The organism is Syntrophobacter fumaroxidans MPOB, assembly GCF_000014965.1.
GTDB lineage: Bacteria > Desulfobacterota > Syntrophobacteria > Syntrophobacterales > Syntrophobacteraceae > Syntrophobacter > Syntrophobacter fumaroxidans.
This window is the reverse complement of sequence record NC_008554.1, coordinates 4,708,049-4,733,344: the sequence shown is the minus strand read 5'-3', so window position 1 is coordinate 4,733,344 and position 25,296 is coordinate 4,708,049. Positions and strand designations below refer to the sequence as shown.

Here is a 25,296-nt window from a genome sequence, read left to right as displayed (position 1 = left end):
GGCATCCGAGTGCCCGAAGGTTGCCGGTGAAACCCGACACTCCTTAGCCGAAGGATACACTGATGAGAAGAATGATTCCGCTCCTGGTTTTCCTGTTCTTTATCTCGATTGCGGGCGTTGCCCTCGCCGACAGCCAAGTCTCCGATTTCCGTTGCGGAAGCACGCTGATCCGGCTGGGCGACAGCAAGTACAAGGTCGAACACTCGTGCGGACCACCCTTTGGCAGGGAGGAAACCGGCGGAGGATTCCACAGGGGGTTTCCTTCGGGAGACTGGAGTTACACGGAAAAGTGGACCTACAATCTGGGACCTCGGGATTATGTTTATGAGTTGAGCTTTACCGCCGGGGACCTTGTCGAAATACGCCGCGGAGGAAGAGGTTTCTAAGCGGGCATTGTCGATCATGACTGTCGGGACGGCGACTGCTCGCCCTCGGGAAAGGCACCGGACGGAGCCTTGGCCGGGGGCCGGTCGCCGATTCTTTGCACGGGATTCCCGCGATCTGCTCCGCCGCCGAATTCGTCAAAAGCTTTTCGCGGCGGTTTCCTCTTCAGTGCCGCGATGAGCCCAAGGCTCCGTCGGCGCTCGATTCGTTTTCATGCCGCGCGCCGTCCGCTTTCCCCGGTCAACTCGCATCCCCCGCGGATGGGCCGGGAACAAATTCCGCGTCCATCCTCCACTCGTCCCACTTCCCGCGCCCCGGGATGGAGAGACGGCTTTGCTTCAGCAGACTATCTTCTCTGAATCGTGATCCCCCAGGGGCTCATGATGACCCCTCGCTTCTTGGTGGGATAAGGGGAGTAGGTCCCGGTCATTTTGCTCTTCTTGTCTCTTAACTTGCTGAAATAGGTCTTCACCCGTTGAAATCGCTCCTGGCCGAGCAACTTCCGAAGCTCGAGTATATAATGCACTCTTTCGGCGGAGAGCTGCGTCCTGGCTTCCTCGAGCCTGCCGAATTGAGCCATGACCGCCGCCTCGTTGAGCGGTTCGCGTTCCATGACGGCCGAAAACCTGGCCCGTTCGTTTTCCAGCGCTTTTTTCAGAGCCGAAAGGTTCCGGCGGTTCTTGAAATAGAGGTCGTCCAGTTGCAGTTTCTGCTTTTCGGTGAGGCCGAACATCTCTCCCGCCTGAGGCAGGCGCCACCACTGCCCCGGAAACATGTCCTGCCCCGCGGCGAACGACGGCAAGGCCACGAGCACTAACAGCAGCAAGCCGGCGCACACCTTCCTCAGCATACCTCATCCTTCTCGACCGTGATCGTCAAGGAAATTCCGTTCCCGAATCCGGGACCCGTCCGCAGCAGGGAAGTCTCCCCGTCGTCTCCCTCCAGGCCTTCGGACACGTCTCGATAGAATTGCGGAAGCGCGTCGTCTTCGAGACTGGTGATCTCCGAAATCAGCTTTTCATCGTTGGCCATCTCGCGGTACACCATGGCGGTCCTGGTTTCGGGACTCGTTCCGAAGAGATTGAACCCGATAATGACGAGCAGCACGGAAGCGAGCGCAAAACCCACCGTGACGGGACGGCGGAAATCCAGCCAGGAAGGCAGGAAGCGCTTCGCCCGGCGGGGCACCTTCACTTTCCTGTACATCACGGGAGCATACCGCTCCGCCTTCCGGCCGAAATCCGAGAGCTGTCCCCGGATATGCGCCAGGCGGGCCCGGCAGTCGCCGCAGCCGGCCAGATGCCTCCGCGCTTCCTCGGACAGATCGCCCTCATCCACAATGGCCTTGAGGATTTGCTCCTCGTCCACATGGTTTTCTTTCATCACGGACATGTCCTATCCCCTTCCAGAAATTCACCCGCCTCCGAGTGATCCCTGAACTTCTGGAGCGCCCGGTACAGATGGGTTTTGACCGCGCTCTCGCTCTTGTGGAGAGTATGGGATATCTCCTTGATGCTGAGATTGTCGAGGAATCTCAGAAAAAAAACCTCGCGCTCCGCGCCTGAAAATGTCTCCGACAATTGCCTCACCCTCACCCAGAATTCCTCTCTCACAAGCTGCTCCAACGCTCCGGGACCGTGATCGGGCCTGTCCTCGGGAGCTTCGGAACTTCCTTCTTCACCCATCAGACCAAAGAACGAGAGCAATCGCTTCTTTCGATAGAAGTCACGCACCCGGTTCACCGCAATGCTGTACAGCCAGGCCCGGAACCGGTCGAAGTCCTTGAGCTTGCCCAGGTTCTTGAAGGCCTGAAGAAACACGTCCTGCGTCAAATCCTCCGCGTCCGGGCGCGACCGGGTCCGATAATAGACCATCCGGAAAATCTCATCCTGGAACAGATCCACCAGGCGACCGAAGGCCGCCGCGTCCCCGTCCCGAGCTCTTTCCGCGAGCAGCGCGACGTCATCGGTGCCGCCCTGCGCCGGATTGGATTGATCCTGGTCTGACATCGTCTGATGCTTCACCTTGACAGGGCGCCCCTCCGGATTCGCGCCGGCGCCTTCGTCCGGTACTTGCCTTATTCCGTCCCCCCACAACCAAATGGCCTGAGAATATGCCGAACACATACTCAAACAGTCAAGCCTTTCCCGTCAAGAGGAAGGATAGAGAAAACGCGCCCTGTCATGACGAATAACGAAGGGATGTCATCTCCCGTTCGCTCCACGATCTGTCTTCCATCCGGCGTCGAAGCCGCCTCCGCGCCCGCGGTTCGATCCGGAACCGCCCCTGCTCATCCTCGCGCCTGCCGCCCGAAAAGTCGCGCGCGCCCCGTGCCTGCAACGCTCCGGGTCATGTCGCCATCACTTTTCGGAGAAACCCGCGCGCCATTCTTTCGCACCTCGCGCGACGCCCGCGGGAGCCGCGCATTCACCGCTGCCTGGAAACCCGGTCCCGCCGGTTTCCCTAATCTATATAACGAGCATATTGCGAGATTTGTCTACAAAGTCGGCCCTTTTCCACGCGGAGGTCTCCTGAAGAGAGCGCTTTTCTCCGATTATGCCGTTTCACGACCACCCGCCTCCCCGAACACGGCAATCCGGTTCATCCGGTCGATGCGAGTCCGGACGCTCGGGGACGATTCCTATGCGAGGCAAGTGCACGAGCGCTTCAAGACACGGCGCAAAGTCCGGCGAAAAGCGGCAAACCGCCCGTCCCGAGGGCGGAACCGCGGAATGCCGAGGCTCCCTTTCCGCCGGCCCGGTTTTCCGCCTCCCGGTCCTGAAGAGAATCCAAGCACGGCAGGGACTTTCGCCTTCACGGCGAGGGAGCGCCTGAGACTCCCCCGGAATGTCCTGTCGTCAGGAACCGGCGGTTTCGCATCAACCGCGTCTTCTCCCGTTGTCATTCGCGATTCCGGCTGATTACCGCAGGATCATCCGCAAAATGTTCGAAACGGTAAAGAACAACATGTTAAGAACAACATTGCCAAGAAGATCGAAAAATGTCATGCTGGAACTCGGTTCGCTCTTACGAGAGAACCGCCGATATCAAACATCTCGTTACAATGTCAGCAAGGTTGGCCCCCAAGATCATTCGAGCAACAAGGAGCATCAGAAATGCACCGGATATTCAAGCTACCCATCTGTTGTATCCTGGTCGCGTGCTTGCATGCGGCCTTCGCCCTCGCCGCCGATCCGCCCGCCGGCACGGCACCCGCGCAGGAACCGGTCTCCATCGCCGCCGTTCAGGATGGACCTTCGCTGCAGCTGAGCGAGACCAGTTTCGATTTCGGGGAGATGAGCGAATCAAAGAGCTACGTACACGACTTCAAGATAAAGAACGCCGGCACGGCCGAGCTGCAGATCAAGAAAGTGACGCCCGGCTGAGGAACCTCCGTCGCCCATATCGACAAGGCGATCCCTCCCGGTGGTGAGGGAAGAATCTCAATCCGGCTGAATCCGAAGGCTTGCCACTCCGGCTCCAAGAAGACCGCTCTCGTTTTTACCAACGACCGCAGGAATTCCTACTTCACCCTGACGGTCCAGGGACGCGTGGGGGGCGATACGACCACGTCGCGGAGGTTTGACTGATCTTTCCCGTACTGACGGTTCGTTCCCCCATGCGATGCACTCAACCATCGCAAGGGGGAACGGGCACATGCATGGAGCAATCCGCACACACCGTTGACCCGCCTGCATTCACCTCGGAGCCAATCCCCCAAAAAGCCCCGCCGGTGTAGCTTTTCGACCGCATTCAACTTATCTTTGGAATGTATCGACCGACGGACAAATGCGCTTTTTTAGGCAATTAAAACAATAACTTAAAATGAGGTGCACCATGCCGAAGCAAGCAGGCTCATCCACTCCGGGCGAGAGCCAACTCGGCGCGGAAGTCGAGGACCAGTTGAGGGCGGCTTTCAAAGCTTTGCCGCATGACATGCCCGTGTTCCTGTTCACCGACGGCAAGTCCAAAGATCCTTTAGGCGCGGCGGCAAAGCAGATGATGCGGCTGTTCCGGAACCTCTCGGACAGAATCAAGGTGAAGGAATATGATATGGACCACCCGGAAGCCCGGAAATGGAACGTTACCGGCGCTCCGACCTTTCTCTTCGACCCCGAGCGTTATTCGATTCGCTACATGGGAACTCCTTTCGGCGAGGAGGGGCGCACCTTTCTCGGCGCCCTCATTCTCATCGGGAGCGGAACGGGCAGCCTCAGCGAGCAGTCCCGGAAGGTCCTGAAGAAGATCGATTCTCCCAGGGACGTCAAGGTTTTCGTCAGCCCGACCTGCCCGTACTGCCCGGAACAGGCGATAAACGCCATTCGGGCCGCGATTGAAAACCCGGAATTCATATCGCTCGAGATCATCGACATTCAGGCCAATCCCGAGCTTGCAGACAAATACGGCGCCTTCAGCGTTCCCCAGACTTTCGCGAACGATGTCCTGATCGCGCAGGGTGCCCAGACGGAGGAACTGTTTCTCCTGTCCTTGGAGAAGATGGAACAGCAGAACGTTTTCATCCCGGAAAGCGACGCTGCCGTTCTGGACGTCGACCTGGTGATCGTGGGAGGAGGTCCGGCCGGTCTCACGGCAGGAATCTACGCGGTGCGAAGCGGGCTGAGGACCGCGGTGGTGGAAGCGGGCCAGCTGGGGGGGCAGGTGGCCGCAACGCCCATCGTCGAGAACTATCCCGGCTTCACGCGAGTGCCCGGGAAAACCCTTGTGGACATCCTGGTCAGCCACGCGCTGGAGTACACTGAAATCTTTCAAGGCGAGAAGGTGCTGGAAATCATTCGCGGCGACCCCCTCGAAGTGCGGACCACCCGCAGGAAATTCCTGACCCGGGCGGTCATCCTGGCCACCGGAGCCGAGTACAAGAAGTTGGGGGTGCCCGGAGAAGCCCGCCTGGCGGGACGCGGCGTGAGCTATTGCGCAACCTGTGACGGTCCGCTCTTCAAAGGGAAAAAGGTGATCGTGGTGGGCGGCGGAAACAGCGCGGCAACGGAGGCGCTGTATCTTCACAACATCGGGGTCGGCGTCACCATGGTGCATCGCCGGGATACCTTCCGCGCCCAGGAACACCTCACAAGGAACGTGCTCGGCAACAACATCCCCGTCTTCTGGGACACTGAAGTGAAGGAAATCAGGGGAAAGGAGCGGGTTTCCGAGGTCGAGCTTTTCAACGGGAAAACGGGGCGGACTCAGACGGTGCCGACCGATGGCGTGTTCATTGCCGTCGGGTACTCCCCCACGGTGGAGCTGGCCTTGAAAGCGGGGGTCGAGATCACCCCCGACGGCTTTATCAAGCACGATTCCCACCACCGCACCAACATCCCGGGAATTTATTCGGCGGGCGATGTGGAAGGCGGCTACAAGCAGATCGTCACGGCCATGAGCCAGGGGACCGAAGCCGCCCTGTCCGTGTTTGAAGACCTGAAGACGCCGTACTGGTTGTCGGAAGCGGTGGTGAAAGCCGCGGGATAGGATTCCATTCCGACACTGCTTGCCGAAACCTGACTAAGAGCTTAAAATATAAATGGAAAGACACGCTCTTTCCTCCTCAGAGAGAGCCAGGTCCACCCTCCTCCTTCCTGGCTCTCTTTCTTTTCCCGCATGGGCGGTTCATGCCGCGCTCTCATCCGCAGGGGAACAGTATTCGCGGGAAAGAGGCCCGAGGCCGGGAAACAACACGGGGGCGCGTCCAATCAATGGGGCGCCATGCGGTTTCCTACCGTATTTTTCTCACACAAATACAGTCTTCACCCGATAGAAAAACCTTGCGAAACTTGTAACATGCAGCAAGATTCGACATTTCCCGGAGAGCAAGAAGCCGAACGGGATAAGCCGCCTGAAGGCCACGGAACCACTTTCTGATTGACGCTCAATCGTTCCGCCGGATTCGCGTTGAACGCGACGCCCGGGGCTCTGCCCGGCGTCGACGCCTTTCCCCGCTTTTCGATGCGGACAAGGTTCGCGGCCGGGGGCGCACCGGGAACTTCCACGACGGTCTTCCCGCGGAACGGAGAGGCCGTTTCCCGATGCAGAATCCGTGGGACCACGAAAGAGGTGAAGCCATGATGACATCGTGGAAAAAGGGACGACTGCTCAAGAAAGTATTCGACCGCAGGGTGATCTCGCGCAATCGTGGAGTATGGGCACCCGAGCGCCCGGCCGACGGGTCTTCGCTGCCGTTGAGGTTTACTGCGCCCATGGACCGCGACCTGCGTTACGAAATCATATCCGCTTACGGGCAGGTACTCGAGCAGTGCAATTCTCCGGTGCAAAACGAGGCAAAACTCCCGTATCCCAAGGAGACGATCCGCCGCGCCATTTACGAGGAAGTGCACGAAAACCCCGACAACACCGTGCGGAGCACCCTGGAAATCGCTTTCGCCCAACTTGAATCGTTCCTGCCGTCGCAAGAATACGGAACCCTCCAGGCATTCAAGCGAGCGGTCGAACTGGCCCAGCAGACGGCCAGCAGCGGAAATCCCGTGGACATCATCAGGTCCTTGCGCCTGTTGAAGGAAATCGATGGAGAAAAAGCGGTCAGCATCGGGGAACGCATCTCCCGGAAAATGCGGAGCCGTCTCGCCCAGATTCGATCGACGCGCTCCTCGCCTGCCGATGCCGGCCTTTGATCCCGCACCGTCAACGGCCGGGATCATGCCGAGCAAAGCGTTCCCGAAACGTGGTTTGCCTGAACGAGCAGATTTTGGATGCTCGGCGGATGATGCGGGCGTGATGGGCAATCGGGTTCAAAACGGCGATATCGGGGGGCACAAAGCCCCCCCCCGCAGACCGTATCATACGGATTTGCGTTCAAAATGATACTCTAAAAGCGTGGGGGACGTATCCCCCACACCCCCTCGCCGCTTCGCGGCTCCGTGTGGCGCTGCGGCGGCGGCCTTCGGCCAGTCGCCGACAGCGCCGAGCGTTCGGCCTCACGCGCCTGCGCGTGTGGCCGAAACTTGGGGGGTGCGGGGGAATCATTCCCCCGCTCTTTTGTGTTTGAAAAATCCCTCTTGAACGCAATTATCCATGCCCCCTGCGACACCCGCGAAGCATGAAAACAGACTCACCCGGGAATCTATTTTCTAGGTAACTTCGTGTCAGAACAGGCGCCCGGCATCCCTCACCTGCATGACGGGGCGACCGGCGTAGTCGTCCCAATCCAACTGGTAGACCACATCCATCGTTTCGCCGTCTCTCAATCCAGCCGATCGGAAATGCCTTGCCCCGCGCCAGAACACTCCGCCGATGCGCTGGTCGAGCTGGAGGCGCAGGTGGCTTGCGTCCCGGCCGAACGTCTTCTTGACCTGCACTCTGACTCCCCGTGAAGCGAAGGTCGGCGTCGGGTTGCCCAGACCGTGCGGTTCCAGTTTCGTCAGTTCCCGGTAGAGGTCGACGGAAATCAAACCCGTGTCGAGCTCCGCGTCCACCCTGCCGCGGGGCTGGAAGACGTGGGCCGGCCAATGCAGGGCGCTCTCCTCGAACCGGTGTGCGAATTCGTCCATTCGGTCCAGGGCGATGGTCATGCCCGCCGCCATCTTATGGCCTCCCCAACGCAGCATCACGTCGTCACAGGAAGCCAACGCCGAGTGGATATCGAACCCCGGAATACTCCTGGCGGAGCCCCGAGCGATCCCCTCCGCCTCATCGACGGAAAACACGACCACCGGACCGTAGTGAAATTCCTGCTGGACTCTCGATGCGACGATCCCGATGATTCCCGCCGGCCAGCCGGCATCGGCCATCACCAGCGTCCTCCCGAAAACCTTCCGGTCCGCGAGTCGCTGCCTGATTTCGCCCACTACGGCGTCTTCCTGGTTCTGCCTCTGCGTATTGTACCGATTGAGCTGCTCGGCCAGTCGAGCGGCAGCCGAAGGATCGTCCTCGACCAGCAGTTCGTAGGCGGTGCGAGCGTCCGCCATTCGCCCGGCCGCATTGATTCTCGGGCCGATATAATACCCCAGGTGCCCGGCCGTGATGGACTTCCCTGAAAGCCCCGCTTTTTGAACCAGTTGGTCCAGGGGTGGATAGTCAACCTGGTTCGCGCAGTTGAGGCCGCTGCGTACGAGGATTCGATTGCCTTCCACCAGGGGCACCATATCGGCAACCGTCGCTATGGCGGCAAGAATGAGAAATCTTCCGCCCAGCGCAGGCTTGGGGAAACCCCTCAATGCCCGGCGAAGCCTTGCCAGGAAAAGGAGCGTGAGGCCCGATGAGCAGAACTCCTTGAAGGTCGATTCACATTCCGAGTGTTTCGGGTTGATGAGTACCGTCGCCGGGGCCAATCCCTGATCGGGCACTTCATGATGATCGATCACGATGCAATCGGCCCCCCTCTCGCGGGCCATTCCCACGGCCTTGCGATCCAGAGTCCCGCAGTCCATGGCGACGTAGAGCCCCGCGTCGGGGTGGTCGAGAATCGCCCTCTCCGGAATCCCGTAGCCTTCCGAGCGCCGGGGGACCACCGTTTCGAAATTCCCGTAGCCGATCTCTCGCAGGAACAGGGAAACCTGGGCCAGAGAGGTGATCCCGTCGCAATCGTAGTCGCCCACGAGCACGATCCTGGTTCCGGCGGCGAGGTGTTCGGCCATGAGCTCGGCCCCGGCATCCATGCCTCGAATGGCAAGACAGGTCTCCAGCTCTTTGAGGGTCCCGTCGAGAAATGCCGGCCCGGCTCCCCGGTTGGCCAGCAGAATCCGCACCACGTCACGGACCGATTCCGGTTTTTCCTGCGCGGAGATCACCCATTGCGGTCGAATCATCGGAGGCCTGCCTTTTTGAAAGGAATTTCCCACCCGGGTTCGGGACTTTCTCTATATACCACTTGAAGGCATCGATGGTCCAACTCTACCGGCAGGAACAAGCGCGGGGGGGGGCAGGGGCATGATAGCGGGTCGCGCTCAAAATTACGCCACACCTGTTCGGCGGAAGGCAACGCGGGCGGGGATAACCTCGCTCCTGCGGACCGATGTTCCGGTCAGACGTGGCGAGGGGAAAGCTTTATGCCCTCCCACCCAATGCCGTCATCTTGAACGCAAGATTGTATGAGATGGCACCGGATGCCGCGGGCAGGCTTTCCGTTTGAAGAAAGTTTTGCATAATCGCCGATTAGATATTATAGTGCTTTCGATATTCCGGCCACATGTTGCATGTGGATATGCACAGCATTTCAGCAGGATAGTCGCGAGAGAATCTGCCGAGGTGATCGCTCTATACACGGTATTTCAGCTTCAGTCCCGGAGGCTCCTCCGTTCGCGTCCCAGCCGGCCCTCCTGCGGCGATGAGGGCATGAAGCTCGCTCGGCTGCCGACGCGGCGCCGTCGGTGCAGCGGGAAGGACAGTGGGCTTCGCCCCTTTTTTCGGAGGTTCCGTCTGCCGGGAGGTTTTCCCGGCTTGTCCATACGATGAAAACGGGATGTCGCGAAAAGGTGGGAACAGGCACTCGCGAGCGGCCTTCGTCGCTTCCGCGCGGATCGTTCGACAAATCCCCGGTGCCGGCCCCGATCCCGGGAGGTCTTCGTGACCCTTCACGCGATCGTGGGAGGGGGCGGCATGCCGGAGACGCCCGTTGCATCGATCCGTCGTGCGCCTGCCGTCCGTGAAGCACAGCCGTTTTGGGTTCTATGAATCCAAGTCAACTTGTTATCGGGAGCAATCGGAAAATGGATACGATTACGTATTTGAAGAATTTCGTCAAGGACAGGAATGTAGCATCCATCACACCCACCTCTTCGTTCGGCGTGAAAAGAGTCTGCAGCAAAATCGACTTCGAACGGCAGAACGTGATCATCGAATACGGGCCCGGTACCGGCGTGTTCACGCGATATCTCCTCAAGAACATGGATGATGCATCCAGGTTGATCCTGATTGAGCGCAACAAGAACTTCGGGTCCATCCTGAAGAAAAAAATTCACGACCCGCGGGTGGTGATCGTGAACGACAGCGCTGAAAACGTACTGGACACGCTGAGAGCGTGCCGGGAATCCCAGGCGGACTACATCCTGTCGGGCATCCCGTTCATTCTGCTCAACGACGAACTCAAGAATCTCATTCTTTACAATACCCACAGGGCTCTGAAAAAGGGTGGAAAGTTCCTGGTCTATCAAACCTGCTTTCAGACCGACAATCACCTCAAAGTTCATCTGGACCGCTATTTTCCCATCGTAAGGTCAAAATACGAGCTGAGAAACATCCCGCCGCTCCGCGTCTATGAGGCGATCAAATGACGCTCCGCCGTCGCCCCCCGGTGAGTTGCCCCGGAATCGGCCGGTGAATCGCCCTTCGATCGAAACGACGGGGAAATCCCCGGCAACGCGCCGTGGTGTGACCGTCTCCGCAGGGAACGCTCATCTCCCCGGCGCATGGCGACTGCCGCGAGTCTTATACTGAGGTGCGTTCAAGATGACGCAAAACCTGCCCGTCGGGAGGTAACGCGGACGGGGATAAACCCCTACGGACCGATGTGCCCGTCAGACGTAGCAAGGGGAGGGCTTTATCCCCTCCCACCCAATGCACTCATCTTGAACCCAAAGTTGTATTACATAAACGCGGGAAGAACTCCCGGACGACATCGACCGTGAGACGGCTCCTTTCCCACCACCTCAAGGCGGCAATATGACCCCGGGAAACGATTTCGATCCGGCCCGCTATGATTTTCGAGGGCTGCACCCGGACCTGTGCATCGGAACCGCGAGCGATCGCTACGCCGGGTGGATCGGGCAGATCTATTCTGCGGAAAAGTACCGGGGCCGCATCAGCAGGAGGGTCAACAAAGTCGGGGCCGGCTCGTTCAGGGAGGAGGTTCTGCCCGTCGATTCGGTAACGGAATACTTCGAACACTTTCGCGTGCTCGAGCTCGACTTCACCTTCTATTCCATGCTGCTCGACGACGATGGACGTCCGACCCGGTCCTTTCATGTCCTCTCCGAGTACAACGCGTGCATGAAACCGCAGGACCGGGTGTTCCTCAAGGTTCCCCAGGCGATCTGCGCTCAGAAGGTCCGCAGAGCCGCCGGGCTTGTCCCCAACGACGATTACCTCGATGCCGAAAAGTTCCGCACGCAGTTCCTCCAGCCGGCGCAAGACCTGCTCGGCGAAAAGATCAAAGGATTCGTGTTCGAGCAGGAGTACCAGCGCGCCGCCGGTAAAATCCCCGCGCCCCGGCTGGCCGAAAACCTGGATGCCTTTTTCTCGGCCGTCCCCCCGGACAACCGCTACCATTTTGAATTGAGAACGGAAGGATATCTGGTGGAACCGGTATTCGAAGTCTTCGAAAAGCACGGCGTGGGGCAGGTGCTTTCTCACTGGACCTGGCTGCCCACGCTGGAAAAGCAGTTTGCCCGCGCGGGCCGTCGCTTCTTCAACACCGGCGCACAGAGCCTCATCCGGCTGATGACCCCCCTGGGAAAGCGCTACGAAGACGCATACGCCATGGCCCATCCTTTCGACAAAATAGTGGAGGGCATGCTGCAGCCGAGGATGATCGACGAAACGGCACGCCTGGCCATGACCGGGATCGCTCGGGGCATTCATATGAATGTCATCGTCAACAACCGCTCCGGCGGGAATGCGCCCACTATCGCCCGCCAGATCGCCATGTCTTTCCTGGACCTGCTCCGGTCGGGCAAGAGCGGCGCGCCGGCCTGAGCCGACGTCCCCCGCCGGTTTGCCCGGACAGCACCTCCCCGGTCCAAACTGTCCCTCCGGTTCACTCCGCCGGGCACTTCTCCAGGAAGAAGCGAACGCCGAAATCGGGACGGCTGCGGGTCGCGTGGTCCACCGTGACGTCCGCCAGCCGTTCGTAGCGGCTTTCGCGATCCGAGAGAAGAAGGAAGTAGGAGCGGGCCAGCGCCGCGCTTTCGGATTCCCCCGGGAGCCGCCGGAACATCCCCTGCCAGAGGACGGGGCGCGGATTCAGCCGGTAGGCTTCCAGCATCGTCTGCCTGACTTCCGGGGGCGAGGCGAAATGGAATATGGTGGTGAGGCGCTTGAGCTCCCCCAGGAGGTCTTCTCCGGTGTAGATCACGCTGCCCGTGGTATCCACGACGACGTTCCGCTCCGGGGAAATACCGCTCCGAAGCGTCTCGAGCACTTCCGAGAGCACTTCGGCCTCCAGGCTGAGGTACCTCGCTTCCCGCGCCTGGTATCCGGGTTCGAAGGGAAACCCCATCCATGCCCCCATCTCGAGCGCGGTCCCGTCGGATGCTTTCAGCTCGGCGCCCAGCTTGTGCGCGATGCGCTCGTCGCAGGAGAACCGGGTGAACCCGGCTTCGGCCAGCTTGATGGACCAGAACGATTTGCCCGATCCGGACATACCGATCAGCGAAAGGAACATGAGCTGTACTCTCCGGCCCGGCGTCGGTCCCACGGAGTCGGCGCGACGGCGCGGCCCCCGATGCAGGCGCGACGAAACCGGAGCCGGGCGGATGAATCGGTTTCAGCAGGGAAGCGTGCGAACTCGCCCGCCCTTCACTCCCCTTCGAGCTCGAGCCCCGATGCGGTGACGATCACTCTCGTGGCCCCGAGCTCTCTCAAGTGTTCGACGAGGGTGAATTCCTCGAGCGACGGAGCGATTTCGGACACCTGCCGCGTTTCCATGAAAGCCCTGGTGATCACCGCATGATGAACGCCGCCGACCGTGCTGATCTTGTAACACCGCGCGGCTTTCCCGGCTTCCTCCCAGTCTTCGACGGCATACCCCGGGAATTCCCGTTCGAGGTACGTCCGCACTGCCCGTATCTTCTCTTCTTCCGACATGATCATGCCTCACTGAACGGACGAGGAACGTCTGCCGGTCGACACCGCCTTCCGGCACCATCACCTCGGTGAATATAAGATGTGCTCCTGCCGGGGAGTCCATCCGTATCGAACTCCTTGCGTTCTATTGTAACAGAAACCGCATGACCCTCGCCCACCTTTCGCTCAGGAAGCAACCGGAAAAAGCGGTGGGGCCGGCAGGATCGCGACTCGCACACGGGAGACCCCGGTCCGCAGGTTTTCGTGAAAGGGGTGCATGGGGGACCGTTCGACCGAATATTCGCTTTTTGCTGGAAAAGATACGCATTCGGCAATATCCTTTGCCACGTCGGCAGGCGATGCCGGTCCTCCGACCGCGCGCGCGGAAGCCGTCCGTTTCCGCGCGCGGATTCCCCGTTAAACGGGCCGTTCGCATGACTGCGCGGCGGTTTCAAGCAAACCCGGGGAGTCCTTCATGTCGGGGGCGCCGCCATTGCGGCGATTCCCCCGTCTGGCGGAGTCGTGGCGTGGATTGTTCCGGTCGGCCATGGCGGAGTGAGCGACAGACCTTTCCGTGGCGCTATCGACCACCATCGAATCAAAGGAGGATCCCATGCGTCTGTTTCCGCTTCTTGTGCGATTTGCCACCGGCCTCATGACAAAGCGTCCGCAGTGGTCGATCATCCCGATCTCGATCCTCGTCGCCGCGTCGGCTCTTGCATGGTCGTCACCGGCCCGTGCGGAAGAGACGGTCCTGAAAGAATTAACCGTGGCGGGCCATGGCGTCCTCGAATTCAACGCGCCCGGTTCCTGGAAGATGACGATCCGCCCTCCGCAGAAGGATCTGCCGTCCACCGTCGAGTTCACTCCGGCCGCGGGGAGGGAATTCCTGTTGATGATCAGTCCCATGGCGGGTCCCGCGGGGGACAAGGCTTTCAATTCGATGGAGAGAATGAGGCAACTCATGGAGGCCGAGAAGAAGCACCTTGCACCACGTGCCGAGGAGCCCGCACTGATGATCGATTCTTTCGGAGGTCCCCAGGCGAAAGGCCTGTTTCTTGTCGCAAGCGACAAGGCCCCCCGGCCCGGGGAGTACAAGTATCTCATCCGATCGTGCGTGGCGGTTGGAGACCTGATGCTGAGCGTCACTTTCCTGAGCCACAGGAAGGAATCGGAAGCCATGGAGGATGCGCTGGTCCTTCTGCGGGGAGTGAAGATCCGGCCGCAATAGGAACCGGGGAAAACGCTCCATGAAGATTCCCCGTTCTGCACGCTCATTATGCCGGGCTCCCGCGGTGCCCGGCTCGGGGTTTTCCTTCCCACCGCGAGCGTGGTGGCGTTCAAGGTCGAAATTTGGGCACGAAAAGGAACCGGAATGAAAGCAATCAGTATTCCGCAACCGTTTGCGTTCGAGATTCTCAGCGGTCTGAAGACGATTGAGGTCAGGCCCCTGGACACGCTCCATCGCGGGGACCTCCTGGTCTGTTCGGCGGGAAAGCCCGCGTTTTCCACCGAGGAGATGGAGGAGATGGAGGACGAGTACGGCTGCACCTTCCAGTACGGTCAGGCGCTTTGCGTCGTCAACCTGGCGGATGTGCGGCCCGCGGCGAAGGGCGACGAGGAGGAGGCGCTCCTGGATGAAATCGATCCCGAAGCCTATTCCTGGGTGCTGGAGGATGTTCGTCCCGTTCTTCCGTTCCCCGTGAAAGGCAAACAGGGACTGTTCGAGGTCGACGATCGCCTCATCACGCCCTCGCCCTTCCGTTATGATGAAACCGTGGTCGTGAAGGGGGGGACCCTCGCCCTGGAGTTCGGCATCGATTTTTCGGGATGGCACGGAAGGGCCTCGGAAATTCTTCTCACCGAGGACGGAGAACAGCGCGTTCACGTGATGTGGGACAGCGTGTCGCTGAAAAACATGCCGCTCACGGCCATCGAGCAATGCGTCAAAGGCGGTTTCGACTGGACCGGGGTGCTGCTGCGCCTGGACGAGATCGAGCGCGCCGAACCCAGGGATACCTGGGATGACGTCCAGGCTGCCATAGAAGCGATCGAAGAGGGAAACCCCGCCTTGTTCGAGGAATGAGAGGCGGGGGGTGCCGCCGGGCCTGTCGATACCCGCGAGCGCCGGTCGGTCGGGAGACGAGCGAACCGTTCTCCGGAACGGGCGCTCCGCGGGGCCTCATCCGCGGCAAAACCCTTACTTGAACGCATCGAAGCCGGTCCCGCGCTGGCGGGCCCGCTCTTCCATCCACGCCTCCTCGGTCTCGGGCGTCGTTCCCGGTTCCTCGGGTTGCCGGCGCATCAACGCGATGGCTTCTTCCGGGCAGGTGGTGGCGCACAGACCGCAGCCGATGCACCTGTCCCCGACGATTCGGTAGAAGTCCCCTTCGTCCCTGATTGCCTCCACCTGGCACCGTTCGTCGGCGCAGATACCGCAATGGGAGCACTTGTCCGGGTCGATTTCGGCGCAGTAGTGCGAATTGACTATCCGGGGCATCACTTTCACCGCCCGCAATATCCCGCAGCAGCATCCGCAGCAATTGCAGATGAATTGCTGCCCCTTCTGCACGTTGACGGTCAGGTGGACGAGCCCGGCTTCCTCCGCTTTGCGAAGGACTTCGTAGGCTTCCTTCCTGTCGATGACTCTCCCGCCCCACGGATGATCCTCGAAGACGCCCGGCACTGGGGACAGGGCCAGGCAGACTTCCCTGGGCTTGGAGCACGGGTGATCGAGCAGCCCGCGCTGTTTCTTGCAGATGCATTCGTTCACCATGAACGCCCGGGCGTTCTCGATAAGATTTGAAACCTGCTGGTAGGTGAGCGCCTCCTGCTTCACCGGAATCCGCCGCTCGACGGGAACCACCTGCATGATCCGCGGACCGTGCTTCATGAGCTGACGCCCCCAGTACCGGGAGTAATCCTCGCACATTGCCGCGAATTCACGATCCATGCGGTTGATCTGGTACTCGTAAATACCCACGATCCACGGGATCATCTTGAACATCAGGACGCCGCCCAGGTTCACCCCGCCGATTTCACCCCTGCGCCACATGGATGCCAGTTTCTCTTCGAGCCCCTCCGGCGGGCGGCCCGTGCGCTTGGCGATCTGCGCGGCGGTCTCCCGCGTCAATCTCAGATCGCAGAAGAGGTCCGCCTCCTCGGGCGTGAAGATCTTCTTCAGGATTTTGAGCTCGATGCCGGATTTCGTCGCCGGAAAACCGTTGGGCAGCGTGTCGAGCACCCTGGCCAGCTTATGATAGACTTCGTCGTTCATGACGGTTCCTTTCCATTTGAGGCCGACAGGGTGGATTCAGGACCTCGTGGCCGCTTTCTTCGTCCCACCCGGCAAGGACTCGCGGCCGGCCTCATAAACCCGAAGCTCCTTCAGGCCGGAATCCGGTGTTTCCGCTCCGGAGTAGTCGATGCCAAGGTAACGGTGGAAGGCCGGACTTTTCATGTCACAAGCCATGTCGTGAGTTTGTCGCAAGTTATCCACCGCCGTGCTGGGCCATCACCCGACGGCCCTTGTCAGTCAGCCGGTATTTTTGTTTGCTGCTGCGCGGCTTATCGGGGATGGTCATTTCAACCAGACCGGCCTCCAAAGCGGGGAGCAGATAGGCCTTGCGGAAATGCTCATCGTCTTTAAGCGCGAGCGCCTTTTTGAGCTGTTGCCTTGTCATCTCGGAGGTCAAGACCGAAAGCAATCTGACTTCCGGGGTAACTTCCGGTGCGACTTCCGGGGTCGAGGTCGTCACGGTAACCAGAATCATCCGCAACATGAAGGCGATGAAGGGTGCGGAGTCGGTCTGACGGGTACTCTCCTGCAACGCTGCGTAGTACTCGGTCTGGTGCTCAAAGATTAGGCTTTCCACCGGGATGTTGGCGAACAGGGGATTCCAGCGGGCGAGAATCAGGCTCTGCCACAGCCGCCCCATGCGACCGTTGCCATCGGCGAAGGGGTGGATGAATTCGAACTCGTAGTGAAAGACCGAGCCGGCAATGAGTGGGTGTGCGTTGGCGACCGCCAGCCAGCCAAACAGGTCACCCATCAGCTGCGACACCCGCTCGGCGGGCGGTGCCATATGGATCAACTGTTGACCTGCCATTACCCCCACACCGCCATGCCGGTATCTGCCCGCTTCGTCGATCAGGCCGGACATCAGAATCCGATGCGCCTCCAGCAGGTCCGTTTCCGCCTCGGGCCTCCATGTATCGAACCGGTCGTAGGCAGCCAGGGCGTTTTTCACTTCCTGCACCTCGCGGGGCGGAGCGATGACCCGTTTGCCGTCGAGAATCGCGGTGATCTGCGACTCGCTCAGGGTATTGCCCTCGATGGCCAGCGAGCCGTGAATGGTGCGGATACGGTTGATGCGTCGTAGCCGCAAGGCTCTCGCCTGATCGGTGAGCACGGTCAACCGCCCGATAACCTCGCTGATCAAGGCGACCCGGTTCAAAATCTCGGGGGTAATCGTGTAGGGCGGTTGATATTTCATGTTGTCCTTCGCTACTCTCTACGACGCCATGCCGGCGTAATAGGGTGACGGCACCGTGGGGCAAGCCCGAAATACATGAACGAAAACCGCCTCTGTCCTGTCCCTCACTTCCGCCTCTGAATACGTTTCCGGCAACCCGGTTCCTCCGCTCCGGAGATAATCCCGGATCGTCAGACGGACCGCGTCCCGGGTTGATTTCTTGTCGCGCCAATGCTTGATCCGCAATTTTTCCGCCTTGAGGGTTTCGAGCAGATCGACGGCAACACCCTTGATACGCCTTATTCCGCCCGGTGTCAGGTCCGGCCTCTTCAGCAAGTCGAATACCGCGAGGCTTTCCTCATACGCCGTGATCGGCAGCCCCGGGTTCAGTTCCTCGATCTTCGTCCGCGGGGTGCGGGTCAACACCGCCTCACGGTACGATTTACGCCCCGACAGGCCGTCCAGTCCGAAATCCTCGTTGTTGCAGGCATACACCGATTCCCAGCCGAACGCCTGTTCCAGGTACTCGGCGGTCGTCTGCCGTACGAGGGCATCTTCGGCGCTCAATGTCTTTGACAAAGCGCCCGGTGACTTGAAAATAGTCGGCGGTGGTCTGCCGTGCGAGGGCATCTTCGGCGCAGAGCATCAGTCGCCCTCCCATAACTGTGAGATGGGTACGGCATGGAGCCGGTCGCCAAAGCCCGCCACGGCATCGCCATCGTAGAGCACCACCCCGGCGGCGAAATTCTTTTGCACAGCGTCTCTCAGCTTGCGCAAACCCTTGAAATCATCGCCGGTCACGGTTGAGGCCGCCTTCACCTCCACCCCGGCCACGCGCCCTTCCGATTCCAGCACCACATCCACTTCCACCTGGTCCTTGTCGCGGAAATGGCTGAAAGCCACCGCCACCTCCCGCCAACTGGCGTGCCTGCGCAACTCCTGATAGACGAACGTTTCCAGGAGCCGACCGAAAAGCGAACGGTCCGCCCACAAGGTATCGCCGTTCAACCCCAGCAGGGCGCAGGCCAATCCGGTGTCGCCCATATGCAGCTTGGGCGTCTTCACCAGACGCTTCATCCGATTGCCGTGCCAGGGGGACAATTCGTCCAGCAGGAAGATTCTCGACAACAGCGTCAGGTATTCGCGAATGGTCTGACGGCTGATCTGGAACGGAGCCGCCAACTCGGAGACGTTCATCAGACACGCGGTCTGCCCCGCGGCCAGCGCCAGCAGGCGCGGCAGCGCGTCCAGGGCGCTGATACGCGCCAGGTCACGGATATCGCGCTGAATCAGGGTGTCACCGTAATCCCGATACCAGGCGGTACGGCGGCGCTGGTTGGCACGCGCCAGGGCCGCCGGAAAACCGCCGCCGACCACCCGCTCGGAAAGGGCCTTGCCCAGGCGGCGCCCGGACGGCCCAGCCTTTAAACCTGCGGCGAATAACCGGCGCAGAAAATCAGGCGTTTTCCGCTCCACCTCCGCCTGCGACAAGGGATGGAGCCGGAGAATCTCCATCCTGCCGGCAAGCGAATCCGCAAGCTTGGGCACCAGCAGCACATTGGCCGACCCCGTCAGGATAAACCGGCCGGGTTTCCGCCGGGTATCCACAGCTGCCTTGAGCGATGTGAACAGCTCCGGGACCCGCTGTACCTCGTCCAGCACCGCCCGTTCCGGCAGATCGGCCACGTAGCCGACCGGATCCGCTTGTGCCGCCGCCCGCTGCACATCGTCATCAAAGGTGAAGGTGGCAAACCCCGAATCATCCCCCACCAGTCGGGCCAGCGTAGTCTTGCCGCACTGCCGCGGGCCGTGGATCAGCACCACCGGCGAATCCGCCAGGGCCTCCTCAATGCGCGGGCGCAGAAAACGGGGATGCAAGGTCTCTTGACTCATGACGGCTATCCGTAACAGACAATCCGTCTGATTGCAAGTTTTTTATCGTCCAATTGTCAACACACTTCCGTCTACCTGTCGATATGACTGAAACATCATGCCGCCGCCTCCCCTTTCATCAGCCCAAGCAGGAGGAGATCGCGGGCCTTGGCAGGTTGATTGGACTGTTGTACGCGTAGGATAATCTGCTGAACAATGGGTTAGCGGTCTCATCGAGTGGCTCTCGAACGACCGGCTTGGAAAGATCAACGGCAAACGCGTCAAAGCATGCCGTCTGAACTCTTTGTCGGCCCGAGGAACCGATCGTACTTTTGATGGCTGTTTCGCGGAATGTGGGCGTTCTTGCAAGGCAGTAGGTGGAAAATAGGGGTCTTCCAGCAAATGAGTACCTGCAAGGTTATGAAAAAAACCAGGAGTTGTCGCTATTATGAGAAACCAAAACTCCCACGCGGGCGAGCTTACCGTGGTTTTCGACAAAAGCATGAACTCGGAGGGAAGCATCGCCAGTGTGGATGCCATGCCCGGAGTCCATTTTATAACATCACATTCACCCTATCAGGCCGATGATCTGATAAGAGAGCGAGGTTTTTGGAGTTCATCCCGGCCAATTCGCCGGAGCGTTTCCTGCTACGAAAAGCGCTGTAGGTTGAAAGCTGCCATCAATTGCTCCTGTCGTTTTTGCCTTTACTCATTACCTTCTCCATCCTTTTTTAGATCAGGCTTCAACGTTGAACAACAACTGCGGTTCGATACAATATTTTTGAAATCAGAAGATTTCTCATCATTTGAATCAATTTCTTCGATATCTAACGAGCAACAAGCAGATTCCCCGCCAAATATCTTTTTGAAAAAACTAGTTTTCTTTTTGTATTTCATTAATTTTCCCCTTTTTGATTAAAGTATTGTGTTAAATAAATATCCACCCACGACGGCTGTAGCAAATATGACGGCAACGATTGCGCTGACCAGTCGCTTTCTAAAGATACTCGCCAGCATGACCATTTCGGGTATGGCCATGCCTGCGCCTCCAATGATCAAAGCGATAACAGCCCCCATGCTCATGCCTTTTTGAAACAACGCCAATCCAATTGGGATAGCTGTTTCAGCCCGGATATAAAGTGGAATACCAATAATGGCCGCAATCGGAATAGCAAACGGGTTATCAGGCCCGGCAATTTTTGTTAGAAAATCTTGAGGAATGTAGCCGTATATTCCGGCACCGATTCCTACACCAATAAGCAGGTAAATCAATACAGCTCTGAAATCACCCCAAGCAGAAATAAAGGAGGCCTTAAATTTTTCAGAAAAATTTATTGGAAGATTTTCAGACTCGCGGGCAGTACCACAGCAATTAGATTTGATCCTCACCTTTTTCACATAGTGTACACCCCCTATTTTCTCAAGAAAAACACCGAAGAGGATCGATCCCAGAAAAGTGACGCCGAAATAGAGCAAGCAAGCCTTTATCCCCATCAGTGCGAAGATCATGCTGATAATGATTGGGTTCAGCAAAGGTGAAGCGATTACAAATGACATAACCGGTCCGAAAGGTGCCCCGGCGTTCAGCATACCCAGTGTCATTGGTATTGTGGAGCAAGCACAAAAAGGGGTTAGTGAGCCGACAACAGCGCCCAAAAAGTTACCCCATATCCCGCGATGTGAGAGCCACTGTCTGAGTTTGTCTTGCGGTATATACATCAATACTAGTGCCACAACCGTGCTGATCCCTAAAAAGAGGACCGTCAACTCTGCGGTAATAATCAAGAAATATTGAATAGTGTCAACAAGGTTGTTCATCTTGAAATTTTCCTCGATATAGTTGATTATGTCAACTAAAAAGTCAAAAAATTAGCCCTTCAGTGCTCTTGCCATTGAGGTAAGCACATCAACAATATCATCCAAGGAATACTCCGACATTTTTGAGACAAGAGCGTAGAATTGTTCCATATAGCGAGAATTCGCAGATAACAAAACCTGTTCCCCTGCCTTTGTTATCTCCACACAGCATACCCTTGCATCTATATGCGATTTAACTTTTTCGACATATCCTTTTTTTTCAAGCCGATTGACAATCCTGGTTGCACCACTTTTTGTAAATCCAAGCGAATAACCGACATCTTGCACAGGACAATTCGGTGAAGTCGCGACTTTGTCCAATGCTATGAATTCCGGCATTGTAATATTGTCACAGCATTCGCCATTCAATCCTTTTGGACCAAAATGCCAAGCAATCTCAATTAATGATCTGCTTATATCTGAAATCGCAGTTTGCTTCATAAAACCTCCAAATAATTACAGAGGCCCAATTGCCGCAAAGCCATTCTAGACGCCGTCTGCACCATCAGGCGGTAATATAGGTCGAACGGTTGACATAGTCAACCATATTTTCGGACTTTTCTTAAAAGGCTATTTTACGTCTGATTTCGGGCACTTCTACGAGCCTCTCGGCAGGTAATGTTTTCAGGATGCCGCTGCTTAAGCGGATTAGCGGTGTGCCGCCAGACAACCGACCAGAGGCTGAGCTGAGGCTGTTGTGAGCGTCATCGTGCGCGTATCCCAATCGTTGAGCCGACTGGCCCGGCATGCGGAGTTACTGAACGGAGGGCGAGCCGATGACGATCAAACCGACCATTACCGTGGCCGACAACGGCAACCTGCAGCTCCACATCCCGATGCTCATTCCGCGAATGCGTGGATGCAACACGGTCACCGCTCCGCAGGCCCAGGATGCAGAAATCCCCGGGGCGCAGGACCGGTGCAGTCAGCCTGTCAGGCCGGCTTTGTCACCGACTCACGACCGGACCATAGATCGCCCCGGAGTCGATCATCAGCGTCGGCTTCTCTTTTTGCGAAGGCATGAAACCGGAGTTGACAACGCTTTTTTTCGGTGCCGAACAGGCGATTTCGAAAAACACGTCAGGTTACGGCACCGAGCGGCGCCCTGAGACACCCGCCCAAAACGGCAACAGGCCGGAACCCCGCATCAATCGAGGATTTAGCTTTCCGGCCGAGCTTCAGACTTGGTCCGGAGAAAACAGAGAATCAAAGGCCAAACAGAGAAAGAATGGCGGGTGGATATGGAGAGTTGGCGGTGTGGACAGGTGCTTTGGAAAGATGTGAAACGGGCGCAAACCCTTCAAAAATAGGAGGAAAAAGAAAACCCGTCACCCATGATAGTGACTCAGGAGGAACGGGTTGTCGCGTTTCAAATGGTGGAGGGAACGACGACCTACCGCAAAACAGTCTCGAAGCCCGCGCTCCTCGTAACTCATTGATAATAAACGCCGTAATCATCTCCCACAACCATTTCCCGTCAACCCGACCAGAGAAACGATTTTCTCCCCTGATTTCCCGGCACCGGACGAGGGTGACGGGTTTGCAGTAAAACCGGATACCTGGCCTTGAGCCGCAACAACTTCGCATCCGGCTTTCGGACGCCGGTTCGGTTCCCAAACCCGGAATCGAACCGATGCCGCACTGCTTTTCCGCCTGAGTCACCGACGCCACAACAGCCAGCCTGTCATCAATGCAATCCCCAACCAAATGGTTACGATGACAACTGCTGCGAGAAAACTTCGGGGACGTTTCGCCAATCTGAGACTGGCCTCGTTCCGCAACTCAGCGAGAATCTCTTGCGGTATCAACCGCACCGTCAACCAGATCGCAGTCGGCAGTATTATTATGTCGTCCAGATATCCGATTACGGGTATGAAATCCGGAATCAAATCAATGGGGCTGAGCGCATAAGCTGCTGTTGCAGCCGCCAACAACTTTACGTACCAAGGGACCCTTGGATCACGTCCAGCCAGATATAGGGCCAAAATATCCCGTTTCATCGTTTTGGCCCAGCTCTTCAGATGATCAAGCATATTCCAGTTCGAATCACCCAGGTTCACTCCGGCTGCCAGGCGCAATTTGCCCAGTGCGCTTCGTAGCGTTTCACAAAGTCTTTCATCTCCCGGATGTTGGCGACAGGTTCGCGGCAGGCCCGGGCGCAGGTAGAAACGACATCCCGGTAGAACTCCGGTGCGACAGACGTGGTACCGGCATAATTCATAAGCAAATCCGGAAGGCGCTCCGTGATTTTTGCTCCACGAGGTGCCATCACGATGCTCGGGGGCTCTCCATATGTGTTGATCAACACGTATCGCCAGCTTGGGTCTGCTGCTCCCTGGCGAGGGACAATCTCACAGGGGCATGCATCTCCGCCGCCGGAAATACCTTCATAGACTTCCTTGAGGGCCAGTGTTTTGTGGGCCACCAGGACATAAGGTCCGGCCTCTACATATCTGCCGATCCTCTCGTCGTATTCGATGCCGAGCAAGACCTCCAGGTCAAAACGCGCATGCCGGTCAAGGGACGCCTTCCCCGAGGTGAACCATTGAAGTTCCCGCAGGGTGATCCCGGCACACCTGGCAATCTCTGCAGGCGGGTTGGGCCAGCACGCCACAAGGTTCTTGGCGATTTCGGCCGCGTTGTCATAGTCACTGTCGGCCCAGAAATCATCATCCTCGACGATATCCTCCGCTGCCTTCTCACCTGTCAGTAGCCAGGTGCAGCCATCAAACCCATCGTGATTGAAATATCGGGGCTGGTCTGGCGGCAGAGATGTCTCCCAAGATGACAGCCATGGACCGGGTTCCCAGTCGAGTCCACCGGTCACCGTTAACACCGGCACTTGTGTCGGTAAGGTCAGCCACTGCTGGATTCTGTCTTCAACCTCGCGGCTATTGCCGCCTCTGCGGCCATCCCTGACACGGAAATCATGGTCAACTTGAGCGTACCGGCAAATGGCCTGAATGGACCCAGTAAGAGACCGGTCATTTCCGTCGTGCTTCCTCAGCAGCCACCGGCTGGAGTCCTGGGCTGAGCGCAGGGAAGCTGGAAGGGATTTCTCCTTGGCATCGGCGACCTCGACCCGGACTCCGATTTTTGCCATGTCCCCTACCAGTTCAGGGCTGGCCGCCGCGAGATGGCGGTTGATCCGCAGGATGTCCGGTCGGCCACGCAAGCCCTCGGCGTTACGCCACGCCTCCAGAAGAACATCCAGGAAGGGCCTGGGCTGATCGACTGGAGTGAAGGTCATCCACCGAATGGGCAACCCGGCAACGGTCAACCCATAGAGTATGAGTGGGCTGAGCCCGTATCGCTCTGCATCCTTGATCTTGATCGGGTCCCGCACTGATACGATGCCATGCTCCGGATGGTGGAAAAGGAACTTGGCAATCGAAACGTAGAAATGATGCTCTCTTGGCGATGGCTGTGCCTGCTGATTCATGGCTCCTCCTGGGGAAGCGAGATTTCCCTCCGCGAGCTTACGGTCTGAGCATGTTCAGGGATAACCTTGTGCTTCTCGCTCGACACCAACCATTCGCTCACAAGTCTCGCAACCTCATCGGGGTCGGCTCTTTTGCCTTTTAGCGAACACTCCCAGACCACGGCCACCCTCCAACCCGCATCCTGAAGGGCTTCGATGTGCCGTCGGTCTCTGGCGATGTTTTCGTCGAACTTCTTGCGCCAGAAATCCACGTTGGTTCCGGGCGTCGTGGTCGCCTTGCAACCGTGGCGGTGCCAGAAACAGCCATGGACGAACAAAGCCGCCTTGAACCTGGGGAAGACGATATCCGGAGATCCCGGCAACCTCTTGTCGTGAAGCCGATATCGCAATCCGATTTTGTGCAGTGACCTTCGAAGCTTCATCTCCGGGCCGGTGTCCTTTTGACCGACCCTGGACATGATTCTCGAGCGTGTCGTTTTGTCCACGGTATCCACTGCCGCTCATCCTCGGTGACCGCCG

General features: G+C 58.4%; 24 protein-coding genes. 8 read left to right on the top strand and 16 right to left on the bottom strand.

All coding sequences use genetic code 11. The features are described 5' to 3' along the window. Positions 1-62 precede the first annotated feature (62 nt). The gene (locus tag SFUM_RS20030) at positions 63-386 is read left to right on the top strand and encodes a DUF2845 domain-containing protein (protein ID WP_011700665.1); all 324 of its coding nucleotides are present in this window, start codon (positions 63-65) and stop codon (positions 384-386) included. Positions 387-730: 344 nt separating this feature from the next. Here the strand turns inward: SFUM_RS20030 and SFUM_RS20025 are convergent, their stop codons facing one another. The 3 genes from SFUM_RS20025 to SFUM_RS20015 are packed head-to-tail and all read right to left on the bottom strand — an operon-like array spanning position 731 to position 2,393. Then, positions 731-1,234 carry a Spy/CpxP family protein refolding chaperone gene (locus tag SFUM_RS20025; RefSeq protein WP_011700664.1) on the bottom strand — a complete coding sequence of 168 codons (504 nt, stop codon included), beginning with the start codon at positions 1,232-1,234 and terminating at the stop codon, positions 731-733. Beyond that, a complete protein-coding gene (locus tag SFUM_RS20020) occupies positions 1,228-1,776 on the bottom strand; it encodes an anti-sigma factor family protein (protein ID WP_011700663.1) in 549 nt (182 codons plus the stop codon). The genes SFUM_RS20025 and SFUM_RS20020 overlap by 7 nt, the downstream gene beginning before the upstream one ends. Further along, positions 1,767-2,393, bottom strand: a complete 627-nt coding sequence (locus tag SFUM_RS20015; protein ID WP_011700662.1) for an RNA polymerase sigma factor — start codon at positions 2,391-2,393, stop codon at positions 1,767-1,769. The genes SFUM_RS20020 and SFUM_RS20015 overlap by 10 nt, the downstream gene beginning before the upstream one ends. Before the next feature lie 1,107 nt (positions 2,394-3,500). On the opposite strand from SFUM_RS20015, the gene SFUM_RS24030 reads away from it, so the two are divergent. From SFUM_RS24030 to SFUM_RS20000, 3 genes are all read left to right on the top strand, one after another. Continuing rightward, complete coding sequence (locus SFUM_RS24030; RefSeq protein WP_268815342.1) at positions 3,501-3,974, top strand: DUF1573 domain-containing protein; 474 nt, start codon at positions 3,501-3,503, stop codon at positions 3,972-3,974. A 247-nt stretch (positions 3,975-4,221) separates the two neighbouring features. Then, complete coding sequence (locus SFUM_RS20005) at positions 4,222-5,868, top strand: FAD-dependent oxidoreductase (protein WP_011700659.1); 1,647 nt, start codon at positions 4,222-4,224, stop codon at positions 5,866-5,868. A 590-nt stretch (positions 5,869-6,458) separates the two neighbouring features. Beyond that, positions 6,459-7,025: a hypothetical protein gene (locus tag SFUM_RS20000; protein WP_150109580.1), complete on the top strand. Its 567-nt coding sequence runs from the start codon at positions 6,459-6,461 to the stop codon at positions 7,023-7,025. 471 nt (positions 7,026-7,496) lie between these two features. On the opposite strand, the gene recJ is transcribed toward SFUM_RS20000, so the two are convergent. After that, positions 7,497-9,158, bottom strand: a complete 1,662-nt coding sequence (gene recJ, locus SFUM_RS19995; protein WP_011700657.1) for a single-stranded-DNA-specific exonuclease RecJ — start codon at positions 9,156-9,158, stop codon at positions 7,497-7,499. Positions 9,159-10,058: 900 nt separating this feature from the next. Here recJ and SFUM_RS19990 point away from each other — a divergent pair. Next, positions 10,059-10,622, top strand: a complete 564-nt coding sequence (locus SFUM_RS19990; RefSeq protein ID WP_011700655.1) for a class I SAM-dependent methyltransferase — start codon at positions 10,059-10,061, stop codon at positions 10,620-10,622. A 388-nt stretch (positions 10,623-11,010) separates the two neighbouring features. Continuing rightward, complete coding sequence (locus SFUM_RS19985) at positions 11,011-12,042, top strand: DUF72 domain-containing protein (protein WP_011700654.1); 1,032 nt, start codon at positions 11,011-11,013, stop codon at positions 12,040-12,042. 61 nt (positions 12,043-12,103) lie between these two features. On the opposite strand, the gene SFUM_RS19980 is transcribed toward SFUM_RS19985, so the two are convergent. Together SFUM_RS19980 and SFUM_RS19975 are read right to left on the bottom strand one after the other, a co-directional pair. Further along, positions 12,104-12,730: an AAA family ATPase gene (locus SFUM_RS19980; RefSeq protein WP_011700653.1), complete on the bottom strand. Its 627-nt coding sequence runs from the start codon at positions 12,728-12,730 to the stop codon at positions 12,104-12,106. A 134-nt stretch (positions 12,731-12,864) separates the two neighbouring features. Continuing rightward, positions 12,865-13,152, bottom strand: a complete 288-nt coding sequence (locus tag SFUM_RS19975; protein ID WP_011700652.1) for a hypothetical protein — start codon at positions 13,150-13,152, stop codon at positions 12,865-12,867. A gap of 592 nt (positions 13,153-13,744) precedes the next feature. Between SFUM_RS19975 and SFUM_RS19965 the strand changes: the two genes are divergently transcribed. Further along, entirely contained in the window at positions 13,745-14,362 is a 618-nt protein-coding gene (locus SFUM_RS19965; protein WP_011700651.1) for a hypothetical protein, read from the top strand. 144 nt (positions 14,363-14,506) lie between these two features. After that, positions 14,507-15,217: an ASCH domain-containing protein gene (locus SFUM_RS22175; protein ID WP_011700650.1), complete on the top strand. Its 711-nt coding sequence runs from the start codon at positions 14,507-14,509 to the stop codon at positions 15,215-15,217. Positions 15,218-15,331: 114 nt separating this feature from the next. Here SFUM_RS22175 and SFUM_RS23855 read toward each other — a convergent pair whose 3' ends face one another. From SFUM_RS23855 to SFUM_RS19915, 10 genes are all read right to left on the bottom strand, one after another. Beyond that, the gene (locus tag SFUM_RS23855; protein WP_011700649.1) at positions 15,332-16,408 is read right to left on the bottom strand and encodes an ATP-binding protein; all 1,077 of its coding nucleotides are present in this window, start codon (positions 16,406-16,408) and stop codon (positions 15,332-15,334) included. Between the two features lie 214 nt (positions 16,409-16,622). Then, entirely contained in the window at positions 16,623-17,627 is a 1,005-nt protein-coding gene (locus SFUM_RS19950) for a Fic family protein (RefSeq protein WP_011700648.1), read from the bottom strand. A gap of 18 nt (positions 17,628-17,645) precedes the next feature. Beyond that, on the bottom strand, positions 17,646-18,185 hold the full coding sequence (locus SFUM_RS19945; protein WP_150109578.1) for a hypothetical protein: 540 nt from the start codon (positions 18,183-18,185) through the stop codon (positions 17,646-17,648). 66 nt (positions 18,186-18,251) lie between these two features. Next, on the bottom strand, positions 18,252-19,499 hold the full coding sequence (locus SFUM_RS19940) for an ATP-binding protein (protein ID WP_011700646.1): 1,248 nt from the start codon (positions 19,497-19,499) through the stop codon (positions 18,252-18,254). 684 nt (positions 19,500-20,183) lie between these two features. Further along, on the bottom strand, positions 20,184-20,375 hold the full coding sequence (locus SFUM_RS23035) for a hypothetical protein (RefSeq protein ID WP_150109577.1): 192 nt from the start codon (positions 20,373-20,375) through the stop codon (positions 20,184-20,186). 18 nt (positions 20,376-20,393) lie between these two features. Continuing rightward, complete coding sequence (locus SFUM_RS19935; protein ID WP_011700644.1) at positions 20,394-21,296, bottom strand: permease; 903 nt, start codon at positions 21,294-21,296, stop codon at positions 20,394-20,396. Between the two features lie 51 nt (positions 21,297-21,347). Then, positions 21,348-21,776, bottom strand: a complete 429-nt coding sequence (locus tag SFUM_RS22720; RefSeq protein ID WP_011700643.1) for a MarR family winged helix-turn-helix transcriptional regulator — start codon at positions 21,774-21,776, stop codon at positions 21,348-21,350. Between the two features lie 1,217 nt (positions 21,777-22,993). Beyond that, positions 22,994-23,368 carry a YkvA family protein gene (locus tag SFUM_RS19925; protein WP_011700641.1) on the bottom strand — a complete coding sequence of 125 codons (375 nt, stop codon included), beginning with the start codon at positions 23,366-23,368 and terminating at the stop codon, positions 22,994-22,996. A 23-nt stretch (positions 23,369-23,391) separates the two neighbouring features. Beyond that, positions 23,392-24,777, bottom strand: a complete 1,386-nt coding sequence (locus SFUM_RS19920) for a hypothetical protein (RefSeq protein ID WP_011700640.1) — start codon at positions 24,775-24,777, stop codon at positions 23,392-23,394. Then, positions 24,774-25,271 carry a very short patch repair endonuclease gene (locus SFUM_RS19915; protein WP_011700639.1) on the bottom strand — a complete coding sequence of 166 codons (498 nt, stop codon included), beginning with the start codon at positions 25,269-25,271 and terminating at the stop codon, positions 24,774-24,776. Before SFUM_RS19915 ends, SFUM_RS19920 begins: the two co-directional genes overlap by 4 nt. Between the last annotated feature and the right edge of the window lie 25 nt (positions 25,272-25,296).

Excerpts from the sequence above, each read along its gene's own strand:
- recJ (WP_011700657.1), bottom strand. The coding sequence starts at position 9,158 with ATGATTCGACCGCAATGGGTGATCTCCGCGCAGGAAAAACCGGAATCG.
- SFUM_RS20020 (WP_011700663.1), bottom strand. The coding sequence starts at position 1,776 with ATGTCCGTGATGAAAGAAAACCATGTGGACGAGGAGCAAATCCTCAAG.
- SFUM_RS19920 (WP_011700640.1), bottom strand. The coding sequence starts at position 24,777 with ATGAATCAGCAGGCACAGCCATCGCCAAGAGAGCATCATTTCTACGTT.
- SFUM_RS20030 (WP_011700665.1), top strand. The coding sequence starts at position 63 with ATGAGAAGAATGATTCCGCTCCTGGTTTTCCTGTTCTTTATCTCGATT.
- SFUM_RS19975 (WP_011700652.1), bottom strand. The coding sequence starts at position 13,152 with ATGTCGGAAGAAGAGAAGATACGGGCAGTGCGGACGTACCTCGAACGG.
- SFUM_RS19965 (WP_011700651.1), top strand. The coding sequence starts at position 13,745 with ATGCGTCTGTTTCCGCTTCTTGTGCGATTTGCCACCGGCCTCATGACA.
- SFUM_RS23855 (WP_011700649.1), bottom strand. The coding sequence starts at position 16,408 with ATGAACGACGAAGTCTATCATAAGCTGGCCAGGGTGCTCGACACGCTG.
- SFUM_RS19935 (WP_011700644.1), bottom strand. The coding sequence starts at position 21,296 with ATGAACAACCTTGTTGACACTATTCAATATTTCTTGATTATTACCGCA.
- SFUM_RS19940 (WP_011700646.1), bottom strand. The coding sequence starts at position 19,499 with ATGAGTCAAGAGACCTTGCATCCCCGTTTTCTGCGCCCGCGCATTGAG.
- SFUM_RS20025 (WP_011700664.1), bottom strand. The coding sequence starts at position 1,234 with ATGCTGAGGAAGGTGTGCGCCGGCTTGCTGCTGTTAGTGCTCGTGGCC.
- SFUM_RS19925 (WP_011700641.1), bottom strand. The coding sequence starts at position 23,368 with ATGCTTGATCATCTGAAGAGCTGGGCCAAAACGATGAAACGGGATATT.
- SFUM_RS20015 (WP_011700662.1), bottom strand. The coding sequence starts at position 2,393 with ATGTCAGACCAGGATCAATCCAATCCGGCGCAGGGCGGCACCGATGAC.
- SFUM_RS19985 (WP_011700654.1), top strand. The coding sequence starts at position 11,011 with ATGACCCCGGGAAACGATTTCGATCCGGCCCGCTATGATTTTCGAGGG.
- SFUM_RS20005 (WP_011700659.1), top strand. The coding sequence starts at position 4,222 with ATGCCGAAGCAAGCAGGCTCATCCACTCCGGGCGAGAGCCAACTCGGC.
- SFUM_RS19980 (WP_011700653.1), bottom strand. The coding sequence starts at position 12,730 with ATGTTCCTTTCGCTGATCGGTATGTCCGGATCGGGCAAATCGTTCTGG.
- SFUM_RS19950 (WP_011700648.1), bottom strand. The coding sequence starts at position 17,627 with ATGAAATATCAACCGCCCTACACGATTACCCCCGAGATTTTGAACCGG.
- SFUM_RS22175 (WP_011700650.1), top strand. The coding sequence starts at position 14,507 with ATGAAAGCAATCAGTATTCCGCAACCGTTTGCGTTCGAGATTCTCAGC.
- SFUM_RS19990 (WP_011700655.1), top strand. The coding sequence starts at position 10,059 with ATGGATACGATTACGTATTTGAAGAATTTCGTCAAGGACAGGAATGTA.
- SFUM_RS22720 (WP_011700643.1), bottom strand. The coding sequence starts at position 21,776 with ATGAAGCAAACTGCGATTTCAGATATAAGCAGATCATTAATTGAGATT.
- SFUM_RS20000 (WP_150109580.1), top strand. The coding sequence starts at position 6,459 with ATGATGACATCGTGGAAAAAGGGACGACTGCTCAAGAAAGTATTCGAC.
- SFUM_RS23035 (WP_150109577.1), bottom strand. The coding sequence starts at position 20,375 with ATGAAATACAAAAAGAAAACTAGTTTTTTCAAAAAGATATTTGGCGGG.